General features: G+C 59.4%; 18 protein-coding genes. 12 read left to right on the forward strand and 6 right to left on the reverse strand.

The features are described from left to right. Positions 1-2 precede the first annotated feature (2 nt). On the reverse strand, positions 3-1,373 hold the full coding sequence (mnmE, locus tag B2M20_RS00545; RefSeq protein WP_079445163.1) for a tRNA uridine-5-carboxymethylaminomethyl(34) synthesis GTPase MnmE: 1,371 nt from the start codon (positions 1,371-1,373) through the stop codon (positions 3-5). Positions 1,374-1,477: 104 nt separating this feature from the next. Here mnmE and B2M20_RS00550 point away from each other — a divergent pair, with 104 nt between their 5' ends. Further along, entirely contained in the window at positions 1,478-3,508 is a 2,031-nt protein-coding gene (locus B2M20_RS00550) for a thioredoxin domain-containing protein (protein ID WP_079445164.1), read from the forward strand. A 171-nt stretch (positions 3,509-3,679) separates the two neighbouring features. Here the strand turns inward: B2M20_RS00550 and rho are convergent, their stop codons facing one another. Then, positions 3,680-4,945 carry a transcription termination factor Rho gene (gene rho / locus B2M20_RS00555; protein ID WP_009796565.1) on the reverse strand — a complete coding sequence of 422 codons (1,266 nt, stop codon included), beginning with the start codon at positions 4,943-4,945 and terminating at the stop codon, positions 3,680-3,682. 279 nt (positions 4,946-5,224) lie between these two features. Next, positions 5,225-5,647: a protoporphyrinogen oxidase HemJ gene (gene hemJ, locus B2M20_RS00560; protein WP_079445165.1), complete on the reverse strand. Its 423-nt coding sequence runs from the start codon at positions 5,645-5,647 to the stop codon at positions 5,225-5,227. A gap of 426 nt (positions 5,648-6,073) precedes the next feature. Between hemJ and B2M20_RS00565 the strand changes: the two genes are divergently transcribed. The 4 genes from B2M20_RS00565 (at position 6,074) to dnaQ (ending at position 9,007) form a co-directional block, all read left to right on the forward strand. Continuing rightward, the gene (locus B2M20_RS00565; RefSeq protein ID WP_079445166.1) at positions 6,074-6,916 is read left to right on the forward strand and encodes a pyruvate, water dikinase regulatory protein; all 843 of its coding nucleotides are present in this window, start codon (positions 6,074-6,076) and stop codon (positions 6,914-6,916) included. 7 nt (positions 6,917-6,923) lie between these two features. Then, entirely contained in the window at positions 6,924-7,532 is a 609-nt protein-coding gene (locus B2M20_RS00570; RefSeq protein WP_079445188.1) for a Maf family protein, read from the forward strand. Positions 7,533-7,548: 16 nt separating this feature from the next. After that, a complete protein-coding gene (coaE, locus tag B2M20_RS00575) occupies positions 7,549-8,148 on the forward strand; it encodes a dephospho-CoA kinase (protein ID WP_079445167.1) in 600 nt (199 codons plus the stop codon). Positions 8,149-8,272: 124 nt separating this feature from the next. Then, positions 8,273-9,007, forward strand: coding sequence for a DNA polymerase III subunit epsilon (gene dnaQ, locus B2M20_RS00580; protein WP_079445168.1), 735 nt, complete (start codon positions 8,273-8,275; stop codon positions 9,005-9,007). A 49-nt stretch (positions 9,008-9,056) separates the two neighbouring features. Here dnaQ and secB read toward each other — a convergent pair whose 3' ends face one another. Next, a complete protein-coding gene (secB, locus tag B2M20_RS00585) occupies positions 9,057-9,542 on the reverse strand; it encodes a protein-export chaperone SecB (RefSeq protein WP_079445169.1) in 486 nt (161 codons plus the stop codon). Positions 9,543-9,966: 424 nt separating this feature from the next. Here secB and B2M20_RS00590 point away from each other — a divergent pair, with 424 nt between their 5' ends. From B2M20_RS00590 to B2M20_RS00600, 3 genes are read left to right on the forward strand one after another with little or no spacing between them, the layout of a single operon-like run. Beyond that, complete coding sequence (locus B2M20_RS00590; RefSeq protein ID WP_079445170.1) at positions 9,967-10,668, forward strand: Tim44/TimA family putative adaptor protein; 702 nt, start codon at positions 9,967-9,969, stop codon at positions 10,666-10,668. Beyond that, a complete protein-coding gene (mltA, locus tag B2M20_RS00595; protein WP_244553365.1) occupies positions 10,646-12,154 on the forward strand; it encodes a murein transglycosylase A in 1,509 nt (502 codons plus the stop codon). The genes B2M20_RS00590 and mltA overlap by 23 nt, the downstream gene beginning before the upstream one ends. Beyond that, the gene (locus B2M20_RS00600; protein WP_079445172.1) at positions 12,151-12,729 is read left to right on the forward strand and encodes a Smr/MutS family protein; all 579 of its coding nucleotides are present in this window, start codon (positions 12,151-12,153) and stop codon (positions 12,727-12,729) included. The genes mltA and B2M20_RS00600 overlap by 4 nt, the downstream gene beginning before the upstream one ends. 214 nt (positions 12,730-12,943) lie before the next feature. On the opposite strand, the gene hslU is transcribed toward B2M20_RS00600, so the two are convergent. Beyond that, positions 12,944-14,245: an ATP-dependent protease ATPase subunit HslU gene (hslU, locus tag B2M20_RS00605; RefSeq protein WP_079445173.1), complete on the reverse strand. Its 1,302-nt coding sequence runs from the start codon at positions 14,243-14,245 to the stop codon at positions 12,944-12,946. 147 nt (positions 14,246-14,392) lie between these two features. Next, on the reverse strand, positions 14,393-14,947 hold the full coding sequence (hslV, locus tag B2M20_RS00610) for an ATP-dependent protease subunit HslV (protein WP_079445174.1): 555 nt from the start codon (positions 14,945-14,947) through the stop codon (positions 14,393-14,395). Positions 14,948-15,309: 362 nt separating this feature from the next. Between hslV and hisB the strand changes: the two genes are divergently transcribed. Genes hisB through hisA form a run of 4 tightly spaced genes read left to right on the forward strand, consistent with a single transcriptional unit; the run spans position 15,310 to position 17,838 of the window. Further along, positions 15,310-15,903: an imidazoleglycerol-phosphate dehydratase HisB gene (hisB, locus tag B2M20_RS00615; protein WP_079445175.1), complete on the forward strand. Its 594-nt coding sequence runs from the start codon at positions 15,310-15,312 to the stop codon at positions 15,901-15,903. 26 nt (positions 15,904-15,929) lie between these two features. Continuing rightward, positions 15,930-16,454: a DUF2628 domain-containing protein gene (locus B2M20_RS00620; RefSeq protein WP_079445176.1), complete on the forward strand. Its 525-nt coding sequence runs from the start codon at positions 15,930-15,932 to the stop codon at positions 16,452-16,454. Further along, positions 16,451-17,101: an imidazole glycerol phosphate synthase subunit HisH gene (gene hisH / locus B2M20_RS00625; protein ID WP_079445177.1), complete on the forward strand. Its 651-nt coding sequence runs from the start codon at positions 16,451-16,453 to the stop codon at positions 17,099-17,101. Before B2M20_RS00620 ends, hisH begins: the two co-directional genes overlap by 4 nt. After that, positions 17,089-17,838 (forward strand): 1-(5-phosphoribosyl)-5-[(5-phosphoribosylamino)methylideneamino]imidazole-4-carboxamide isomerase, encoded by a 750-nt coding sequence (hisA, locus tag B2M20_RS00630; protein ID WP_079445178.1) that lies wholly within the window; start codon positions 17,089-17,091, stop codon positions 17,836-17,838. The genes hisH and hisA overlap by 13 nt, the downstream gene beginning before the upstream one ends. Positions 17,839-17,851: the final 13 nt, after the last annotated feature.

A 17,851-nucleotide genomic window follows, 5' to 3' on the forward strand; every position in this document is an offset into this window, starting at 1 on the left:
CACTATTTACCGACGCAGAATTCTAAAAAGAGTGAATCAAGAATATCGTCTATATCGACACGACCAAGCAGCCGCCCGATAAAATGAACTGCAATTCGCACCTCCTCGGCGACAAGTTCGTCGCCCCGACCGGCCAGCGCCTCTGCCTTTACAAGCGATGCTGCAGCATCCCGCAATATGCTGCGATGCCGCAATCGCGTGATTGCGCCCGTCTCACCCCGTCCAAGCCAGATGCCCGCGAAAGCCGTGAGCGCGGCCACCAGTTCATCGACGCCATCACCCCGCGCCGCCGAAATGCGAAATTGCCGCGTCGGGGCGCGTTGCTCCATTTTGGTTTCGACCTGCCCCAGGTTCGCCCCACCGTTCTCCGGGTTAGAAAGGTCGATCTTGTTTCGTATCAGCCAGAGTGAAACGTCTCCGTTGACAATTGATCCATCCGGCTCGGCGCTGTGATCGGCCGAAAGCCACAGCACCAGATCGGCCGACGCCGCCCGGTCGCGGGCCCGCCGCACGCCCTCCTGCTCGACGGGATCGTCCGTCTCGCGAATGCCGGCCGTGTCGATGAGCGTCACCGGATAGCCATCGAGATCGAGATAGACTTCGATGATGTCACGCGTCGTTCCCGCGTGCGGCGACACGATCGCCGCTTCGCGACGGGCAAGACGATTGAGCAGCGTCGACTTGCCGGCATTCGGCGGACCGGCGATCGCGACCGTCAGACCGTCGCGCAGGCGTTCACTCTGTACTGATGTCGCAAGGGTTTGTTCGATCTCGCGACGGAGCTGCGCGATCTTCTCCAGCGCCGGTTTCAGCAGGTCTTCCGGTACATCGCCTTCATCGACGAAATCGATTCCGGCTTCGATCAGGGCCGAGGCATCGATCAGCTCCTTGCGCCAACCTCGCGCGCGATCGCCAAGCAGGCCCTGCAACTGACGCAAGGCCTGACGGCGCTGCCGGTCGGTGTCGGCATGAACCAGATCATCGAGACCTTCGGCTTCAGTGAGATCAATCTTGCCATTCTCGAAGGAGCGCCGGGTAAACTCTCCCGGTTCCGCAGTTCTCGTATTGTCGATCGACGACAACGCCGCGAACAAGGCATTCAGCACGGCTCGGCCACCGTGAATGTGAAACTCCGCAACGTCTTCACCGGTTGCGCTCGCAGGCGAGGGGAACCACAAGATAATAGCATCATCAATTGCTTCACCGGCCCGGTCGCGCAGCAATACGCGCGTCGCCATACGCGCAACGGGAACTGCACCTGCGATGTCTCGAAGTGCGGTGCCAGCCTCTGGGCCGGACACACGCACAACAGCGATCGCCGACGTCGGCCGGCCCGACGACAGCGCAAAGATCGTTTGTTCTCGCGGATGCATGACTTATGTCTTGGACTACTTCGATGATCTGAACTTCAAAGCAATTGCAACGAACCCCGCCGTACGTTTTCCGCTATCGCAGATTCGCAGAAGGGCACTCCGATATGAATCACGTCGCTACGGGGTCAGACCGCCCAGAGAACCGTCTGGCCGCGGAAACCAGTCCCTACCTGCTGCAGCACAAGCACAATCCCGTCGATTGGTGGCCCTGGGGACCCGAGGCGCTCACTGAGGCGCAGCGCAGCAACCGTCCGATCCTGCTCTCAATCGGTTACGCAGCCTGTCACTGGTGCCATGTCATGGCGCACGAAAGCTTCGAAGACGACGAGGTCGCCGCAGTGATGAACGAACTGTTCGTCTGCATCAAGGTCGATCGCGAGGAGCGGCCTGATATCGATCAGATCTACATGAGCGCGCTGCACCATCTCGGCGAGCAGGGCGGCTGGCCGCTGACGATGTTCCTGTTGCCCGATGGATCGCCGTTTTGGGGCGGCACCTATTTTCCGAAGCTACCGGACTTCGGCCGCCCGGCATTCACCGACGTTCTACAATCGGTGGCGCAGGTCTTTCGCGATCAGCCTGATAAAATCTCGCGCAACCGCGACGCGCTGATCGCACGGCTTTCCGAACGCGCCAAGTCGAAAAACCCGGCCAATCTCGGCGTTGCCGAACTCAATAACGCAGCCGTCGCCATCACACGTTCAACCGACCCGGTGCACGGCGGCCTGCAGGGCGCACCAAAATTCCCGCAGTGTTCGGTGCTGGAATTTCTCTGGCGCGCCGGTGCGCGCACCCACGACGACCGCTTCTTCTCGGCCACAACGCTGACCCTGACCCGAATGAGCCAGGGCGGTATCTACGATCACCTTGGCGGCGGCTATGCACGCTATTCGGTCGACAACAGATGGCTGGTGCCGCACTTCGAGAAGATGCTTTACGACAACGCACAGATCCTTGATCTGCTCGCGCTCGACTATGCACGTAGCAATAATCAGTTGTACCGCGAACGCGCGATCGAGACGGTCGATTGGCTGCGCCGGGAAATGCTGGCGGCCGAGGGCGGTTTTGCCTCTTCACTCGATGCGGACACCGAAGGCGAGGAGGGCAAGTTCTACGTTTGGTCTCTGAAAGAGGTCAATGAGGTGCTCGGCCCTGCCGACGCCGCCGATTTTGCCGCGCGCTATGACATCACCGCAAACGGCAATTTCGAAGGTCACAATATTCCCAACCGCCTCAGAAGCATCGATGTGGCCAGCGACGACATCGCTCACATGCGGGCGCTGCGCGAAAAGCTACTGGCGCACCGGGAAAGCCGGGTTCGTCCGGGACTCGATGATAAAGTTCTCGCCGACTGGAACGGCTTGATGATCGCCGCTCTCGTTCACGCCGCTTGCGTCTTCGACAAGCCTGACTGGCTGCAAACCGCGCGAACGGCGTTCGAGTTCGTTCGGACCAACATGACCCGCAACGGGCGGCTTGGACATTCCTGGCGCGAGGGAAGGCTTTTGATTCCGGCGCTCGCGTCCGACTATGCCGCGATGGGACGCGCCGCGCTCGCTCTGTTCGAAGCGACCGGCGACAACGCATATCTTGCGCAGGCGTTACGCTGGCAATCCACGTTGGACACGCACTACGCCGATGTCGACCATGGCGGCTATTACCTAACGGCCGACGACGCCGAAGGGCTGATCGTGCGGCCGCATTCGACGGCCGATGACGCCATCCCCAACCACGACGGACTAATCGCGCAAAACCTGGTACGGCTCGCCGCGCTGACCGGCGCCACAAAATGGCGCGACTGCATCGATAACCTCTTCGCTGCCTTGCTGCCGAGCGCGACCGAGAACGGCTTTGGCCAGCTGTCGCTCATGAATGCGCTTGATCTTCGCCTCAGCGGCGCGGAGATCGTCGTGGTCGGCGAGGGCGCACAAGCCGACGCGTTGCTCAGCGCCGCACGAAAACTGCCGCACGCGACAAGCATCGTGCTGCACGCGCCGCATGCCGATGCGCTGCCGCAGGATCATTCGGCGCGAGCAAAGATTACGGCGGTGACGCAAAGCGCCGCTTTCATCTGCCGCGGTCAGTCCTGCTCGCTGCCGTTGACCCATCCCGAGGCCCTTAGCGGGATTTTATAGCGTTTCGAGCGAAGTGGTGACCGGTTCGCGTGAAGGAACCACGTCAAAACGATAATCCAGAGCTTCGCTTCTGATTCAATCAGAAGCAATAATGCTCTAGGAGACTCGAAAGCGGGTTGAGAAGCCAAACACTTTCGCTTGCGCGAGAGCCGCGCACCCAAGCCCGAATGATCAAGTATTCATCGACTCAAAGAACTCACCGTTGTTCTTAGTGTTGCGCAGCTTGTCGAGCAGGAACTCGATCGCATCCATGGTACCCATCGGGTTGAGGATGCGCCGCAGCACATACATCTTCTTGAGCAGTTGCGGATCGGTGATCAGCTCTTCCTTGCGCGTCCCGGAGCGGGCGATGTCGATCGCCGGGAAGGTTCGCTTGTCGGCGACCTTGCGGTCGAGGATCAGCTCCGAATTGCCGGTACCCTTGAACTCTTCGAAGATCACTTCGTCCATACGGCTTCCGGTATCGACCAGCGCGGTAGCGATGATGGTCAGTGAGCCGCCTTCCTCGATGTTGCGCGCTGCGCCGAAGAACCGCTTTGGCCGCTGCAAGGCGTTAGCATCGACGCCGCCTGTCAACACCTTGCCGGAGGAGGGCACCACGGTGTTGTAGGCGCGGCCCAGACGCGTGATCGAATCGAGCAGGATAACGACGTCGCGACCGTGTTCGACCAGACGCTTGGCCTTTTCGATCACCATCTCGGCAACCTGGACATGGCGCACCGCCGGTTCGTCGAAAGTGGAAGACACGACTTCGCCTTTCACCGAGCGTTGCATGTCGGTGACTTCCTCGGGACGTTCATCGATCAGAAGAACGATCAGATAGCATTCGGGATGATTGGCGGTGATGGAGTGCGCGATGTTCTGCATCAGCACGGTCTTGCCGGTCCGTGGCGGCGCCACGATCAGGGCGCGCTGACCCTTGCCGATCGGAGCGACGATATCGATAACCCGCGCCGACAGATCCTTACGAGTGGGATCTTCCAGCTCGAGCCGGAACCGCTGATCGGGGAACAAAGGCGTCAGGTTGTCAAAGTTGACCTTGTGCTTGGACTTCTCGGGATCCTCGAAATTGAGCGTGTTGACTTTCAACAACGCAAAGTAGCGCTCGCCCTCCTTGGGGCTACGAATGTGCCCTTCAATGGTATCTCCGGTTCGCAGACCGAAGCGGCGAATCTGCGATGGCGAAACATAGATATCGTCCGGACCAGGCAGATAGTTAGCGTCCGGCGAGCGCAGGAAGCCGAAGCCGTCCGAGAGCACCTCAACGACACCCTCGCCGATGATATCGGTTTCCTGGATGGCAAGCTGCTTCAGAATCGCGAACATCAGCTCCTGCTTGCGCATGGTGCTGGCATTTTCAACCCCAAGCTCTTCCGCAAACGAGACGAGTTCAGCTGGAGTCTTGGCTTTGAGGTCTTGAAGTTTCATTTCCCGCATTGGGAGAAGTCCTGTGGAATGCTTGAGGAGGATTGCCAGGCGGTTTCGTGAAGATGCGGACGACGACCGAAAGAAAAGTCCGCAGTCCTGCCCGTACCGGGAAAAACCTCGAGCGAGGAAGGGCACCGAAAGGCTTCAAACCTGACGTGGCGACCGGTTCGATTTAGAAACCGGGACGCGACCACATCCGCCTGCGTAGGGTGGGATGCGCACAATATAGAAAATTGATTGCCTCCGCGCAAGGAGGTGCTGACAGACTCTTGCCGGTCGTTTTCCGGCCTAAGATGGCTTGACGATGACCAGAATAACGATGCCTATCATGAGGGCTGTTACAACCTCATTGATAATACGATAGAATTTCTGACTCATCACATTGCGGTCGGCCGCGAAATCGCGCACGCGGCGGGCGAAATAGCCGTGAACGGCGGACATCAGGATGACGAGCGCCAATTTACCCTGAAACCAGCCGACCGAATACCACTGACGCTCCCACATCATATAAAGACCGAGTCCCCAAGCCACCATCATCGCCGGATTGATGATGGCCTTGAAGAGCCTGCGCTCCATGATCTTGAACGTCTCGGATTGCTTCGAGCCGATCTCCGCATCGCAGTGATAGATAAACAGCCGCGGCAGATAAAGCATTCCCGCCATCCAGGAAATGATCGCAATGACATGAAAGGCTTTGATCCATTCGTACATCGATCGTCTCGTTCAGGTCTCGGTCTTACGATCTGCCGCGCGTCCAGTACCTGCCAGAATCGGAGCGATATCCGCAAGCGACTCTTTCTAAAGAAAATCTTAAGATTCTTCAGTTTGAGTTTAAGTGACGGTGAATTGGGCGAACACAATGTCGTCCCCGTCTTTTCCGTACCTTGCCCACATAGGCACGAGATTCCGAGGCATTCACGATCAATCAAAAGATCATCGTGGAGCCAGGTACTTACCCCGCATTCGTACGTGATTATCAAGAGACAAGTCCACACAGCCCTACTATCTTCCGAGACGGCGGACAGAGTTTTGCCTTCAGGAGACCTGTGAAGAAAAATCAAGGTTATCCCGTAGCTGTCGCAGAATAAGCGAAATTGCGGCTAGGTCTCCACAACGATACACAGGGTATGCAGGTCCATGGCACCCGTGACCGGCCGCGATTTTCATCTTCATCTTGTCTCCGATTCGACTGGCGAGACGCTGATCACCGTTTCACGCGCGGTGGCCGCCCAATATGCCGATGTCACGCCTATCGAACACGTCTACCCTATGGTTCGCAGCCAGAAGCAGCTCGATCGCATTCTTGCGGAAATCGAGGAAGCGCCGGGAATCGTTCTGTTCACACTGCTGGAAAAGGATCTGGTGGCGCGCCTCGAGGCCAAGTGCCAGGCGATTAACAGTCCAAGCCTTTCGATTATCGGCCCGGTCATGCAGCTGTTTCAGGCCTACCTTGGCGCTGATACGACCGGCCGCGTTGGTGCCCAACACACGCTGAACGCGGACTATTTCAAGCGTATCGACGCCTTGAACTACACGATGATGCATGACGATGGGCAGCACGTCGAAGGTCTGGAGGAGGCGGACGTTGTTTTGGTCGGTGTGTCGCGCACCTCGAAGACACCAACGTCGGTCTACCTTGCCAACCGCGGCATCCGCACTGCGAACGTTCCGCTAGTGCCGGGCATCGCGATTCCACGTCAACTCGAATCGTTGAAGAACCCCTTGGTTGTCAGTCTTCATGCAACACCCGAGCGCCTGATTCAGGTCCGGCAGAACCGGTTGTTGAGCATCGGGGCAGGACCAGGCAATGAGGCCTATATCGATCGCCAATCTGTTACGGACGAAGTGATCCACGCCCGCCGCCTGAGTATGAAACACGACTGGGCTCAACTGGATGTCACTCGCCGGTCGATCGAGGAGACGGCCGCGGCGATCATGAAGCTGTTTGCCGACAGGCGCCGGCAGCGTGGTCCGGGGTAGGCCGGAAATGGCGATATGGCGCGAATCAAAACCCCTGATACTGGCGTCGCAAAGCCGGGTGCGACAACTATTGCTCGCCAATGCAGGTCTGTCATTCGAGACAGTCCCGGCTGCGATCGACGAGCGAACCGTCCAGCAAAGTTCCGGCCTCACGACCGCCGGTGAGATCGCGGCCCGTTTGGCCTGTGAAAAAGCACGTGACGTTTCGTTGCGCTCGCCCGGCCGCTACGTCATCGGGGCGGATCAGACGCTCGAATGCGATGGCTGTCTGTTCAACAAGCCGGTCGGGCGCGCGGGGGCGGCCGCACATCTGCGTGCGCTTTCTGGGCGGACTCATCTTTTGCACGCCGGCGTCTCGGTCGTGCGCGATGGTAAGCCGCTGTTTGAAAATGTCTCAGTCGCGCGGATGACGATGCGGGAACTGAGCGAGGACACGATCAGAGTGTATCTGGACGCGGCTGGCGATGCGGCTTCCTCCAGTGTCGGCGCCTATCAGCTCGAAAGCCTCGGCATCCATCTATTTAGCCTGATCGAAGGAGATCATTTCACCATTCTAGGCTTGCCGCTGTTGCCGCTGCTTGCTTTTCTGCGCTCTCAAGAGTTGCTATCGCTGTAACAGCGGATGTTCGGATATGCTGGTGCTTGGGCTGACCGGCTCGATCGGAATGGGGAAATCGACCACCGCCCGACTTTTTTCAGAAGCGGGGATTCCGGTTTACGATGCGGACGCGGCCGTTCACGCCATCTATGAAGGAGAGGCGGCCCCGGTGATTGAGGCCACGTTTCCCGGCACGACCGTCGACGGCAAAGTCGACCGTGAGAAATTGTCGGCAAAGGTCGTGCACGATACCGCAGCCATGAAGCGGCTTGAGGAGATCGTGCACCCCATGCTGCATGTCTACCGTCGCGCGTTTCTCGAGCAGGCTGAGCGGTCAGGTGCAGCGGTAGCGGTGGTTGATGTGCCGTTGCTGTTTGAAACCGGCGGCGAGCAGGATGTCGACGCGGTCGTTGTCGTCACGACAACGCCTGACATTCAGCGCAAGCGCATCATGGCTCGCAACAACATGACGAGCGAAAAGCTGGAAGCAATCCTTGCCCGGCAGTTGCCGGATGCCGAAAAGCGCACGCGGGCGGATTTCGTAGTGGATACCTCGCACGGTCTTGATCACGTGCGCGCGCAAATCCGGGAAATCTTGGCAGCAGCTGCTAAGATGCCGCGGCGGCGGCTCTGATTCTCCTGAGCCGGTCCGCTTCTGAGGGAATCAGAAGCGAGCACTATGATTTTGATTTGACGCGTTTTCTTCACGCGAACTGACATTCACTTCGCTGGAAAACGCTCTAATATCACGAAAGCGCATGCGCGAAATCGTTCTCGATACCGAAACCACCGGCCTGGATCCGCTGCGAGGCGATCGTCTGGTTGAGCTCGGTTGCGTTGAGATATTCAACCGCATGCCGACGGGGCAAACGTTCCACCGTTACATCAATCCGGAACGCGATATGCCACAAGAGGCGTTCGCGGTACATGGCCTGTCGAGCGAATTCCTTGCCGACAAACCGCTGTTTGCGCACGTCGTTGATGAGTTTCTGGAATTTATTGGTGATGCGCCTCTGATCATTCACAACGCATCGTTCGATATCAGCTTCATCAATGCCGAGCTTGATCGCCTCAAAAGGCAGGCGATCGGCCGCGAGCGGTTGGTAGACACGCTATTGATGGCGCGTCGAAAACATCCCGGCGTCTCGAACCGGCTGGACGACCTGTGCTCGCGCTATGCCATCGACAATAGCCGCCGAACCAAACACGGCGCATTGCTGGACGCCGAGCTGCTTGCGGAAGTCTATATTGATCTCATTGGCGCGCGCCAGTCGCAATTAATCCTGGCTGAAGCCACGCCCCGTCAATCCGGCGGAACTTTGGAACTGCCAAGACGTCAGCGAACGGTGCCGCTGTCCTCGCGCGTGACCGAGGCCGACCGCATTGCGCATCGGAATTTCGTCGCTACGCTCGGCGAGAAGGCGATCTGGACAGAATTCCTGGCCCAGGAATCCGAAAAGCTGAATCCAGTCCTGGAACGGGATGGCGTCTGATTCACGTATATGAATCGCCTTTAAGGGCGACGGCCTCGCTCGCCGTGGATTAGCTTGGCTTTTGTTGCGCCGCGGCGGCGGCCTGACGCTCCATGTTTTGTCGATACAGGCTTACAAAATCAATTGGGTCGAGCATCAGTGGCGGAAATCCGCCGCCACGAACGGTTGTGGCGACAATTTCGCGAGCGAATGGGAACAGCAGCCGTGGGCATTCGATCATGACCAGGGGGTGAAGATTTTCCTGGGGGACGTTGACGATTCGGAACACGCCCGCATAGGCGAGCTCGAAACTGAACATCAGCTTGCCGGTATGTTCAGCCTTGCCTTCGACTTTAAGCACCACCTCATAGTCGTTCTCCGCCACGTTGCTGGCGCCCACATTGATCTGAACGCTGATCGACGGAGGCTGTTGCTGAGGCGCGAGGGAGGCGGGCGCGTTGGGATTCTCGAAAGAGAAATCTTTGGTGTACTGGGCCAGCACGTTCAATTGGGGTGAAGGGGCTGCCTCGGGAGGCGTGCCGTTGCCGTTGGTCATGGATCTCTCTCTCCTAAAACTTCAAGCCGACTTGTCAGACGATGCGCCTGCTTGAAGAGCGAAGTGCCGCGTCGGGGCGAGTGGCTAACATAAGCCTGCCGCTGTCCACAAGGACGGCGGACGCGCCAGTGAACCCGGGGGCGTCCCTCGGCCGCACCACAGGCCTTTCGCCCGTGCCCTCAAACTGTTGAGGGAATGCGCTTTCTGCCTGCAATCGGACTTTCCCCTTTGATCGGAAACGCGCTATGTTTGGTCAACTTGGCAAAGGAGGCACCCTCCCTGGTCCGCTCGTTATGCTAAAATCCGCCCTTGGCCGGACTATGTTTCGTACTTAAATAAATCCGGCCGTCCGATGCGAACCTGGCCCACGGCTGGACGTTTGTTCGCAGGCCGTGATCCTAGCCGATCAGAAAGTGAAGACGACGTGGATATTTACACCATCATTTTCCTGGCGCTGGCGGTCTTTATTTTCCTGCGTCTGCGCAGTGTTCTCGGGCAGCGGACAGGAAGTGAGCGTCCGCCTTACGATGCTACGCGGGAAGTCCTGCGTGGTACCCAGGACAACAACGTCGTTCCGGTGCCGGGAACCGTGATCAATCAGTCATCCGCGACGCCCACCGCCGATGTGGGGCCAAATTCCGATCGCTGGAAGAATTTGGCTGAACCGGGCACGACACTCGCTTTAGGGCTCGATGCTATTGCAGCCCAGGATTCCTCCTTCGATCCCGGGCATTTCCTGAGCGGCGCACGCAGTGCCTATGAGATGATCGTACTGGCATTCGCCAACGGGGATCGCCGGACTTTGAAGGACCTGCTGTCGTCGGATGTCTATGAAAGCTTTGATGCGGCTATCAAGGATAGAGAGAGACTCGAGCAGAAGACCGAAACGCGATTTGTATCAATTGATAAAGCCGAGTTGATCGGTGCGGAATTGCGAGACGGCGCCGAGCAACTGACGGTCCGCTTCATTTCGCAGATGATTTCTGTCACCCGCGACAGGACCGGAGTGATCGTCGACGGAAACCCTGAGAAGATTTCCGATATTACCGATGTTTGGACGTTTGCCCGCGATATCTCGTCGCGCGATCCGAACTGGAAACTGGTTGGCACCGGAAGCGTCAGCTGACTTCTATCGGTTAAGAAGGTGCGCGGTCGGATTATGCGTCGCCGCCGCGATTGCGCCTGTCGCCGCCCAAGCTCACGATAGCCATCATCGTTCGGCCGGGCCGCTCGAGATCGTTGATGGTAAATACTCGCCGGTTTCCTGGGCTGGCATCGCTGGCTGGAACAACGACAATCATCTTGACGCGTTCAAGGCTTTTCGCGCCAGCTGCCGCGCCGTCACTGTGCGGCGTATAACGGCCGTCAGTCAGAAGGCGCTCGGCGCAACCTTGTGGGAGCCGTGCCGAGCGGCGAAGACGGCCAACATCTCAGACGACGCCAAAGCGAAAGCCTTCTTCGAAAACCATTTCCGGGCCGTGCGCATTTCACGTCTCGGCGAAACGGACGGTTTCGTTACCGGCTATTACGAGCCAATCATCGACGGGTCGCGCGCCAGAACGGATGTCTACACCGTCCCGGTTTACCGGCGCCCCTCGAACCTTTTTGTCCGGGGATTCACGCAAAGCGCGCCGAGCCTGCCCAACAGCGGGCCGGTGTATCGCAAGATTGGCCGCCGAAAGCTGGTCCCCTACTACGATCGCGCCGAAATCGAGGATGGCGCGATCGAAGGCCGCGGCCTCGAAATCTGCTGGCTCAAGAGCCAGACCGATCTGCTCTTCACGCAAATCCAGGGCTCAGCGCGCGTTCGGCTCGAGGACGGCTCCACCTTACGCATCAACTATGATTCCTATAACGGATATCCATATACCGCAGTCGGTCGTATTCTGATCGAACGCAGCATCGTCCCGAAGGATCAGATGTCGATGCAACGCATCCGGCAGTGGATGAATGAAAACCCGGATGGCGCCAAGGAATTGCGCCGTCAGAACCGCTCCTACGTGTTCTTTCACGAGGTGAAGCTCTCGGACAACGACGAGGCGATCGGAGCACAGGGTCTGCCTTTGACGCCGGGCAGGTCGATTGCGGTCGACAAATCGCTGCATGTCTATGGCACGCCTTTCTTCATCGAAGGCGAGTTGCCGATCGAATCCGAACAGGCGAAAACGCCTTTTCATCGACTGATGATTGCGCAAGATACAGGCTCTGCCATTGTTGGTCCGGCCCGCGCGGACCTTTACTTCGGCGCCGGTTCGGAAGCGGGGCGGGTGTCGGGCCGTCTGCGACACCATATGCACTTCGTCATGCTCGTCCCGAACAGCCTTGATCCGGTCGCTCGCGCCAGAACCATGCCGCTTCCGCAAACACGACCCTCGGCAAGAATAGCAAAGCTTTTTCCGCCCAAGGATCAGAAGCCGGCCAACACCCCGCATACCTCCGCGCCCTCTTCTTTTCCCGCGGGTGAACAAGCCGGGGCTGCTCCGACGCCAGCGGCGAAAGCCGCACCATCGAACGCCACCCCGCTGCCCTCGGCGCGGCCTGAGGTCAGATCCATGCACAACCGGCGGCATCGCACCCATTACCGCCGCCGCTGGCATCGCTGGGCGCGATGAAACGCTTGTCGCCCGACGCATCCGCGCGGCCAAACCGCCAGCGCGTACTTACGGAGGAAGAGCGCCGTTTGTGGGAAGGCGTTGCGGGGCAAGCCAAGCCATTGCGCAAACGGCCTCGGCCAGATCCATTGCAACTCCGGCTTGAAGTGAAGTCCGCCAGGATTGCGAACCCCGCGACGTGGTCCGAATCAAGCTCAATCAAAAAAACGGCCAGATTCAATAGCCCGCAGCCAGCGCCGCTCACCCGCCGCGAGCGATCGCAATTGTCACGAGGGCGGAAAGACATCGATGCCCGGATCGACCTGCATGGCATGACGCAAACGCGGGCATATCGAGCCCTTCTGCAATTTTTACAAAACGCGTCGGGCGATGGCCTCACCTTCGTGCTTGTCATTACCGGCAAGGGCCGCGCGAGGGGGCTGGACTCCGAGCGGGGCGTACTGCGCCGGCAGGTCCCGCAATGGCTTGCTCTCCCCGAGTTTCGCTCGCTGGTCGTGGGTTTCGACGAGGCCCACTCCGGCCATGGCGGCGAGGGCGCGCTTTACGTGCGGTTGCGACGCCGAGTCAGAGCATAATCCCGAAAACGAACCGGTTTTCGGGATTGGATCATCCGCGATCAAAAGGTGCGATCAAAAGCCAGCGCTCGAGTCTGATGTCGGAATCAGTCTCCATAGCGTTTTCGAGCGAAGCACGTCCTTGGGCTTGACCCAAAAATGGAATCCGGTTCGCGGGAAAAAACGCGTCAAAAAAATAGAATCTTTCAGCGTTTCCGTGACGCGGTGACAGACTCTAGAGGATGAACCTGCTCAAATCGGCATTCTTGGCCAGATCCCCGATATGCTTCTGGACATATCCGGAGTCGATGCGGACCGTCTCGCCTTTGCGGTCAGGAGCCGTGAACGAGATGTCGTCGAGCACCCGCTCCATGACGGTCTGCAACCGTCTCGCACCGATGTTCTCCACGGTTGAATTCACCGCAACCGCGATATCCGCGAGTGCGTCGACGGCATCATCGGTGATGTCGAGCGTGACCTCTTCGGTCTGCATCAACGCGACGTATTGTTTGATGAGCGAGGCCTCTGGCTCGGTCAGGATGCGCCGCAAGTCATTGCGTGTCAGGGCCTCCAGTTCGACGCGGATCGGCAGCCGGCCCTGCAATTCGGGGAGCAAATCGGAAGGCTTGGCAATATGAAACGCGCCTGACGCGATGAACAGGATATGGTCGGTCTTCACCGCGCCATGCTTGGTCGAGACCGTCGTTCCTTCGATCAGCGGCAGCAGGTCGCGCTGCACGCCTTCGCGCGAGACGTCGCCGCCGCTGCGCCCGTCACGCACGCAGATCTTGTCGATCTCGTCGAGAAACACGATGCCGTTATTTTCGACCGCAGCGATCGCTTCCAGCGTGAGCTGATCGCTATCGAGCAGCTTGTCAGATTCCTCGTTGATCAGGATTTCATGAGAGTCAGAAACGGTCAGCCTTCGGGTCTTGGTTCGTCCGCCCATCTTGCCGAAAATATCACCGATCGAGATCGCACCGACCTGTGCTCCCGGCATGCCGGGAATCTCGAACATCGGTGCTCCGCCGGATGATTGCGTCTCGATCTCGATTTCCTTGTCATTCAGTTCACCTGCCCGCAGTTTCTTGCGAAAGGAATCACGCGTTGCGGCGCTCGAATTGGCGCCGACCAAGGCGTCCAGAACGCGCTCCTCGGCGGCAAGCTGTGCGCGTGCTTGAACATCCTTGCGCTTGCGCTCGCGGGTCTGGCCGATCGCGACTTCCACGAGATCACGGACGATCTGTTCGACGTCGCGTCCGACGTATCCCACTTCGGTGAATTTCGTGGCCTCCACCTTGAGGAAGGGGGCGTTTGCAAGCTTCGCCAGCCGTCGCGCGATCTCCGTCTTGCCGACGCCGGTCGGGCCGATCATCAAAATGTTCTTCGGCAACACCTCCTCGCGCAGTGGTCCGGTCAATTGCTGGCGCCGCCAGCGATTGCGCAACGCGATGGAGACGGCGCGTTTGGCGTCGGTCTGGCCAACTATGAAACGGTCGAGTTCGGAGACGATTTCGCGAGGAGAGAAGTTCATCATGTTCTCGAAGATATGTTGGATCGTTGGGGGAACAAGCGGTCAAATGATGGGCGGCCCGGCCTGCCAGTGACGCCGAGCTGGATAGATTGGCACGACGACGGTTGTCACGAATACTCCGACAAGAGCCTCCTGCAGGAGCCGTCGTGCTCAATCCGTGGACAGCATCTCGACCGTCAAGTTTCGATTGGTATAAACGCAGATATCGGCGGCGATATCGAGAGAACGGCGGACAATGGTCTCGGCGTCGTTGTCGGAGTCGACCAGGGCCCTCGCGGCGGCAAGCGCGTAATTCCCGCCAGAGCCGATCGCCATCACGCCGGATTCGGGCTCCAGCACGTCTCCGGTCCCGGTCAGCACCAGCGAGACGTCTTTGTCGGCAACGAGCATCATGGCTTCCAGCCGCCGCAGATAGCGATCGGTTCGCCAGTCCTTGGCGAGTTCGACGGCGGCGCGGGTGAGTTGGCCGGGATACTGTTCGAGCTTGCTTTCCAGCCGCTCGAACAGGGTGAAGGCATCGGCGGTGGCGCCGGCGAAGCCGCCGATGACGTCGCCTTTTCCGAGCTTCCTGACCTTCTTCGCGTTGGATTTGATGACGGTCTGTCCGATCGACACCTGACCGTCTCCGCCAATGACCACTTTGCCGCCCTTGCGGACGGTCAGGATCGTGGTGCCGTGCCACACCTCCGGCTGTGATGCTTGCATATGAACCCCTTGATGACCCGCCAGATTTAGGCATTGCCGCGCCGCGTTGCAATCGGCGTTGGATTCCGTTCCAGTGGTCCGATTCCAACATTCGCATCTCGGTGCCCGCGGCAAATGGGTGGCGAATGTCAAATCCCTCCACTAGTCACCATGCTCGAAGAACACTAGCAAAATGCATCATCCCGCAGTAGCGAAGGGGACCTGAGCCTGTTAAAAGAGCCGCGTTCTATCAGAGCGCGGTCAGCAGGAGTGGATATCGATTTGTGTCCGACGCGCTCAGATCGTTAGATGGCGCGTGATCTTGTTGCCCAACCGCTTACACTCTGGCGGAGGCGGATCATGCGCGAGGCAGAGAGCTTTTCATGCGCACGGCGAGCATCAAGCGCAAGACCAAGGAAACGGACATCGAGGTCGCGGTCAACCTCGATGGCTCCGGTGTGTCGAAGGTTGCAACCGGCATCGGCTTTTTTGACCACATGCTGGATCTGCTCGCCCGCCATTCGCGGATCGACATCACGGTCAAAGCCGTCGGCGATCTCCACGTCGATTACCACCACACGACGGAGGATGTCGGCATCGCGCTGGGCCAGGCTGTGAAGCAGGCGCTCGGCTCGATGGTTGGCATCAGCCGGTATGCCAGCGTCTATATGCCAATGGACGAAACGTTGTCCCGGATCGTGATCGATATCTCCGGCCGGCCGGTGCTCGTGTTCAAGGTCGATTTCCCCCGCGACAAGATCGGTGAGTTCGACACCGAACTGGTGCGCGAATGGTTCAATGCCTTTGCCGTCAATGCGGGAGTGACTTTGCACGTGGAGACGCTATATGGCGAGAACAGCCATCATATCGCCGAATCCTGCTTCAAGGGTCTGGCGCGAGCGCTTCGTGCAGCGGTAGCGATCGATCCGCGCGCTGCGGACGAAGTGCCATCAACAAAGGGTCAGCTCGGCGGCTGACCGTTCCGTTGTCAGCGGAGAGTGCAATGTCGGTCTATACAGTCCATGCGCCACCGGTCGACGGGCCAGACGTGCGCGGCACCACGGACAATTTCGTGTTCGTTCGCGATGGCTTTTCGTTTGGGGCTTTTGTGTTCGGTCCATTGTGGCTGCTTTACCAACGACTTTGGTTGGCGCTCGGTGGGTATTTGGTTCTGTCGATCGCGGTGGAAGCCACGATGACGCTGCTGCGCGTCAGCGGGGGAACACGCATTGCGGTGATGGCCGTGATCGCCGTGCTGATGGGATTGGAAGCGGCGAGTTTGCGGCGCTGGACGTTGTCGCGGCAAAAGTGGCGTCCGCTCGACGTCGTTGTCGCAGACGACGAGGAAGCCGCTGAGCGGCGTTTTTTCGATCGCTGGCGAGCGATGCCGGGCGCGGATTTCGATCCCTTGGCGATCGATCGCGGCGCGCCGCCTCCGACCCGAGGCGCTTCGGACCACTCCCATCCGCCGTCGACGCTGCGCGGCGACATCGTCGGCCTGTTTCCTCAACCCGGGTTCAGGCGGTGACGGCCGCGATTATCGACTATGGCTCCGGTAATCTTCATTCGGCCGCCAAGGCATTTGAGTGCGCGGCGCGCAACATGGAAGGTTCGGAAAAGATCATCGTGACGCGCGATCCGGATGTGGTGTTCCGGGCCGATCGCGTGGTACTGCCCGGCGTCGGCGCGTTCGCCGATTGCCGCAAGGGCCTTGATGCGCTCGACGGCATGGTGGAGGCCATGACGGAGGCGGTGCGCGATAAAGCGCGTCCGTTTTTGGGCATTTGCGTCGGGATGCAGCTGATGGCGACACGGGGCAGGGAGCACGTGACAACGGACGGGCTAGGCTGGATCGCCGGTGACGTCGAGAAAATTTCGCCGCGTGACGAGAGACTGAAGATTCCCCACATGGGCTGGAATACGCTTGATCCGGTGCGGGAGCATCCGGTGCTCGAGCGTCTGCCATTGGGACCGAAGGGCCGTCACGCCTATTTCGTGCACTCCTACCACCTGAACGCCGCCAACGAGACCGACGTGCTCGCGCGCGCTGATTATGGTGGTCCGGTGACGGCGATCGTCGGCAAGGACACCGCGGTCGGCACTCAGTTTCATCCCGAAAAGAGCCAGCGATTCGGGCTGGCTCTAATCGCCAATTTCCTGAGATGGAAACCGTGATCCTCTTCCCCGCCATCGATCTCAAGAACGGTCAGTGCGTTCGCCTCGAGCAGGGCGATATGGCGCGCGCGACCGTTTTCAATCTTGATCCCGCGGAGCAGGCGCGCTCATTCGCCGCACAAGGCTTCGAGTATCTGCATGTGGTCGATCTCGACGGCGCGTTCGCCGGTAAGCCCGTGAATGCGGATGCGGTTGAGCGGGTCTTGAAAACCGTTGCCCTGCCGGTTCAGCTCGGCGGCGGCATTCGGAATCTGAAAACGGTCGAAGCCTGGCTCGGCAAGGGTGTTGCGCGCGTCATCATCGGCACGGCCGCGGTACGCGATCCTGTTCTGGTCAAGGAAGCCGCCAGGGCGTTTCCGGGACGCGTTGCGGTCGGTCTCGACGCGCGTGATGGCAAAGTCGCGGTGGACGGCTGGGCCGAGACGTCGGAAGTGTCGGCACTCGACATCGCGCGACGGTTCGAGGACGCTGGAATCGCGGCGATCATCTTCACTGACATTGCCAGGGACGGCTTGCTGAAGGGCCTGAACCTCGATGCCACGATTGCGCTTGCCGACAGCATTTCAATTCCGGTGATTGCGTCGGGTGGCTTCGCCTCCATCGTGGATGTAAAGGCGCTGCTCGCGCCGCGTGCGAAGAAGCTCGCGGGCGCCATTGCTGGACGGGCGCTCTACGATGGCCGGCTCGATCCGGTTGAAGCGCTGAAGCTGATTCACGCCGCGCGTGCGGCGGCTTGAGAGTATCGGGCGA

The sequence above is a fragment of the Nitrobacter vulgaris genome (assembly GCF_002028545.1).
GTDB lineage: Bacteria > Pseudomonadota > Alphaproteobacteria > Rhizobiales > Xanthobacteraceae > Nitrobacter > Nitrobacter vulgaris.

Excerpts from the sequence above, each read along its gene's own strand:
- mnmE (WP_079445163.1), bottom strand. The coding sequence starts at position 1,373 with ATGCATCCGCGAGAACAAACGATCTTTGCGCTGTCGTCGGGCCGGCCG.
- B2M20_RS00550 (WP_079445164.1), top strand. The coding sequence starts at position 1,478 with ATGAATCACGTCGCTACGGGGTCAGACCGCCCAGAGAACCGTCTGGCC.
- rho (WP_009796565.1), bottom strand. The coding sequence starts at position 4,945 with ATGCGGGAAATGAAACTTCAAGACCTCAAAGCCAAGACTCCAGCTGAA.
- hemJ (WP_079445165.1), bottom strand. The coding sequence starts at position 5,647 with ATGTACGAATGGATCAAAGCCTTTCATGTCATTGCGATCATTTCCTGG.
- B2M20_RS00565 (WP_079445166.1), top strand. The coding sequence starts at position 6,074 with ATGGCACCCGTGACCGGCCGCGATTTTCATCTTCATCTTGTCTCCGAT.
- B2M20_RS00570 (WP_079445188.1), top strand. The coding sequence starts at position 6,924 with ATGGCGATATGGCGCGAATCAAAACCCCTGATACTGGCGTCGCAAAGC.
- coaE (WP_079445167.1), top strand. The coding sequence starts at position 7,549 with ATGCTGGTGCTTGGGCTGACCGGCTCGATCGGAATGGGGAAATCGACC.
- dnaQ (WP_079445168.1), top strand. The coding sequence starts at position 8,273 with ATGCGCGAAATCGTTCTCGATACCGAAACCACCGGCCTGGATCCGCTG.
- secB (WP_079445169.1), bottom strand. The coding sequence starts at position 9,542 with ATGACCAACGGCAACGGCACGCCTCCCGAGGCAGCCCCTTCACCCCAA.
- B2M20_RS00600 (WP_079445172.1), top strand. The coding sequence starts at position 12,151 with ATGAAACGCTTGTCGCCCGACGCATCCGCGCGGCCAAACCGCCAGCGC.
- hslU (WP_079445173.1), bottom strand. The coding sequence starts at position 14,245 with ATGATGAACTTCTCTCCTCGCGAAATCGTCTCCGAACTCGACCGTTTC.
- hslV (WP_079445174.1), bottom strand. The coding sequence starts at position 14,947 with ATGCAAGCATCACAGCCGGAGGTGTGGCACGGCACCACGATCCTGACC.
- hisB (WP_079445175.1), top strand. The coding sequence starts at position 15,310 with ATGCGCACGGCGAGCATCAAGCGCAAGACCAAGGAAACGGACATCGAG.
- B2M20_RS00620 (WP_079445176.1), top strand. The coding sequence starts at position 15,930 with ATGTCGGTCTATACAGTCCATGCGCCACCGGTCGACGGGCCAGACGTG.
- hisA (WP_079445178.1), top strand. The coding sequence starts at position 17,089 with ATGGAAACCGTGATCCTCTTCCCCGCCATCGATCTCAAGAACGGTCAG.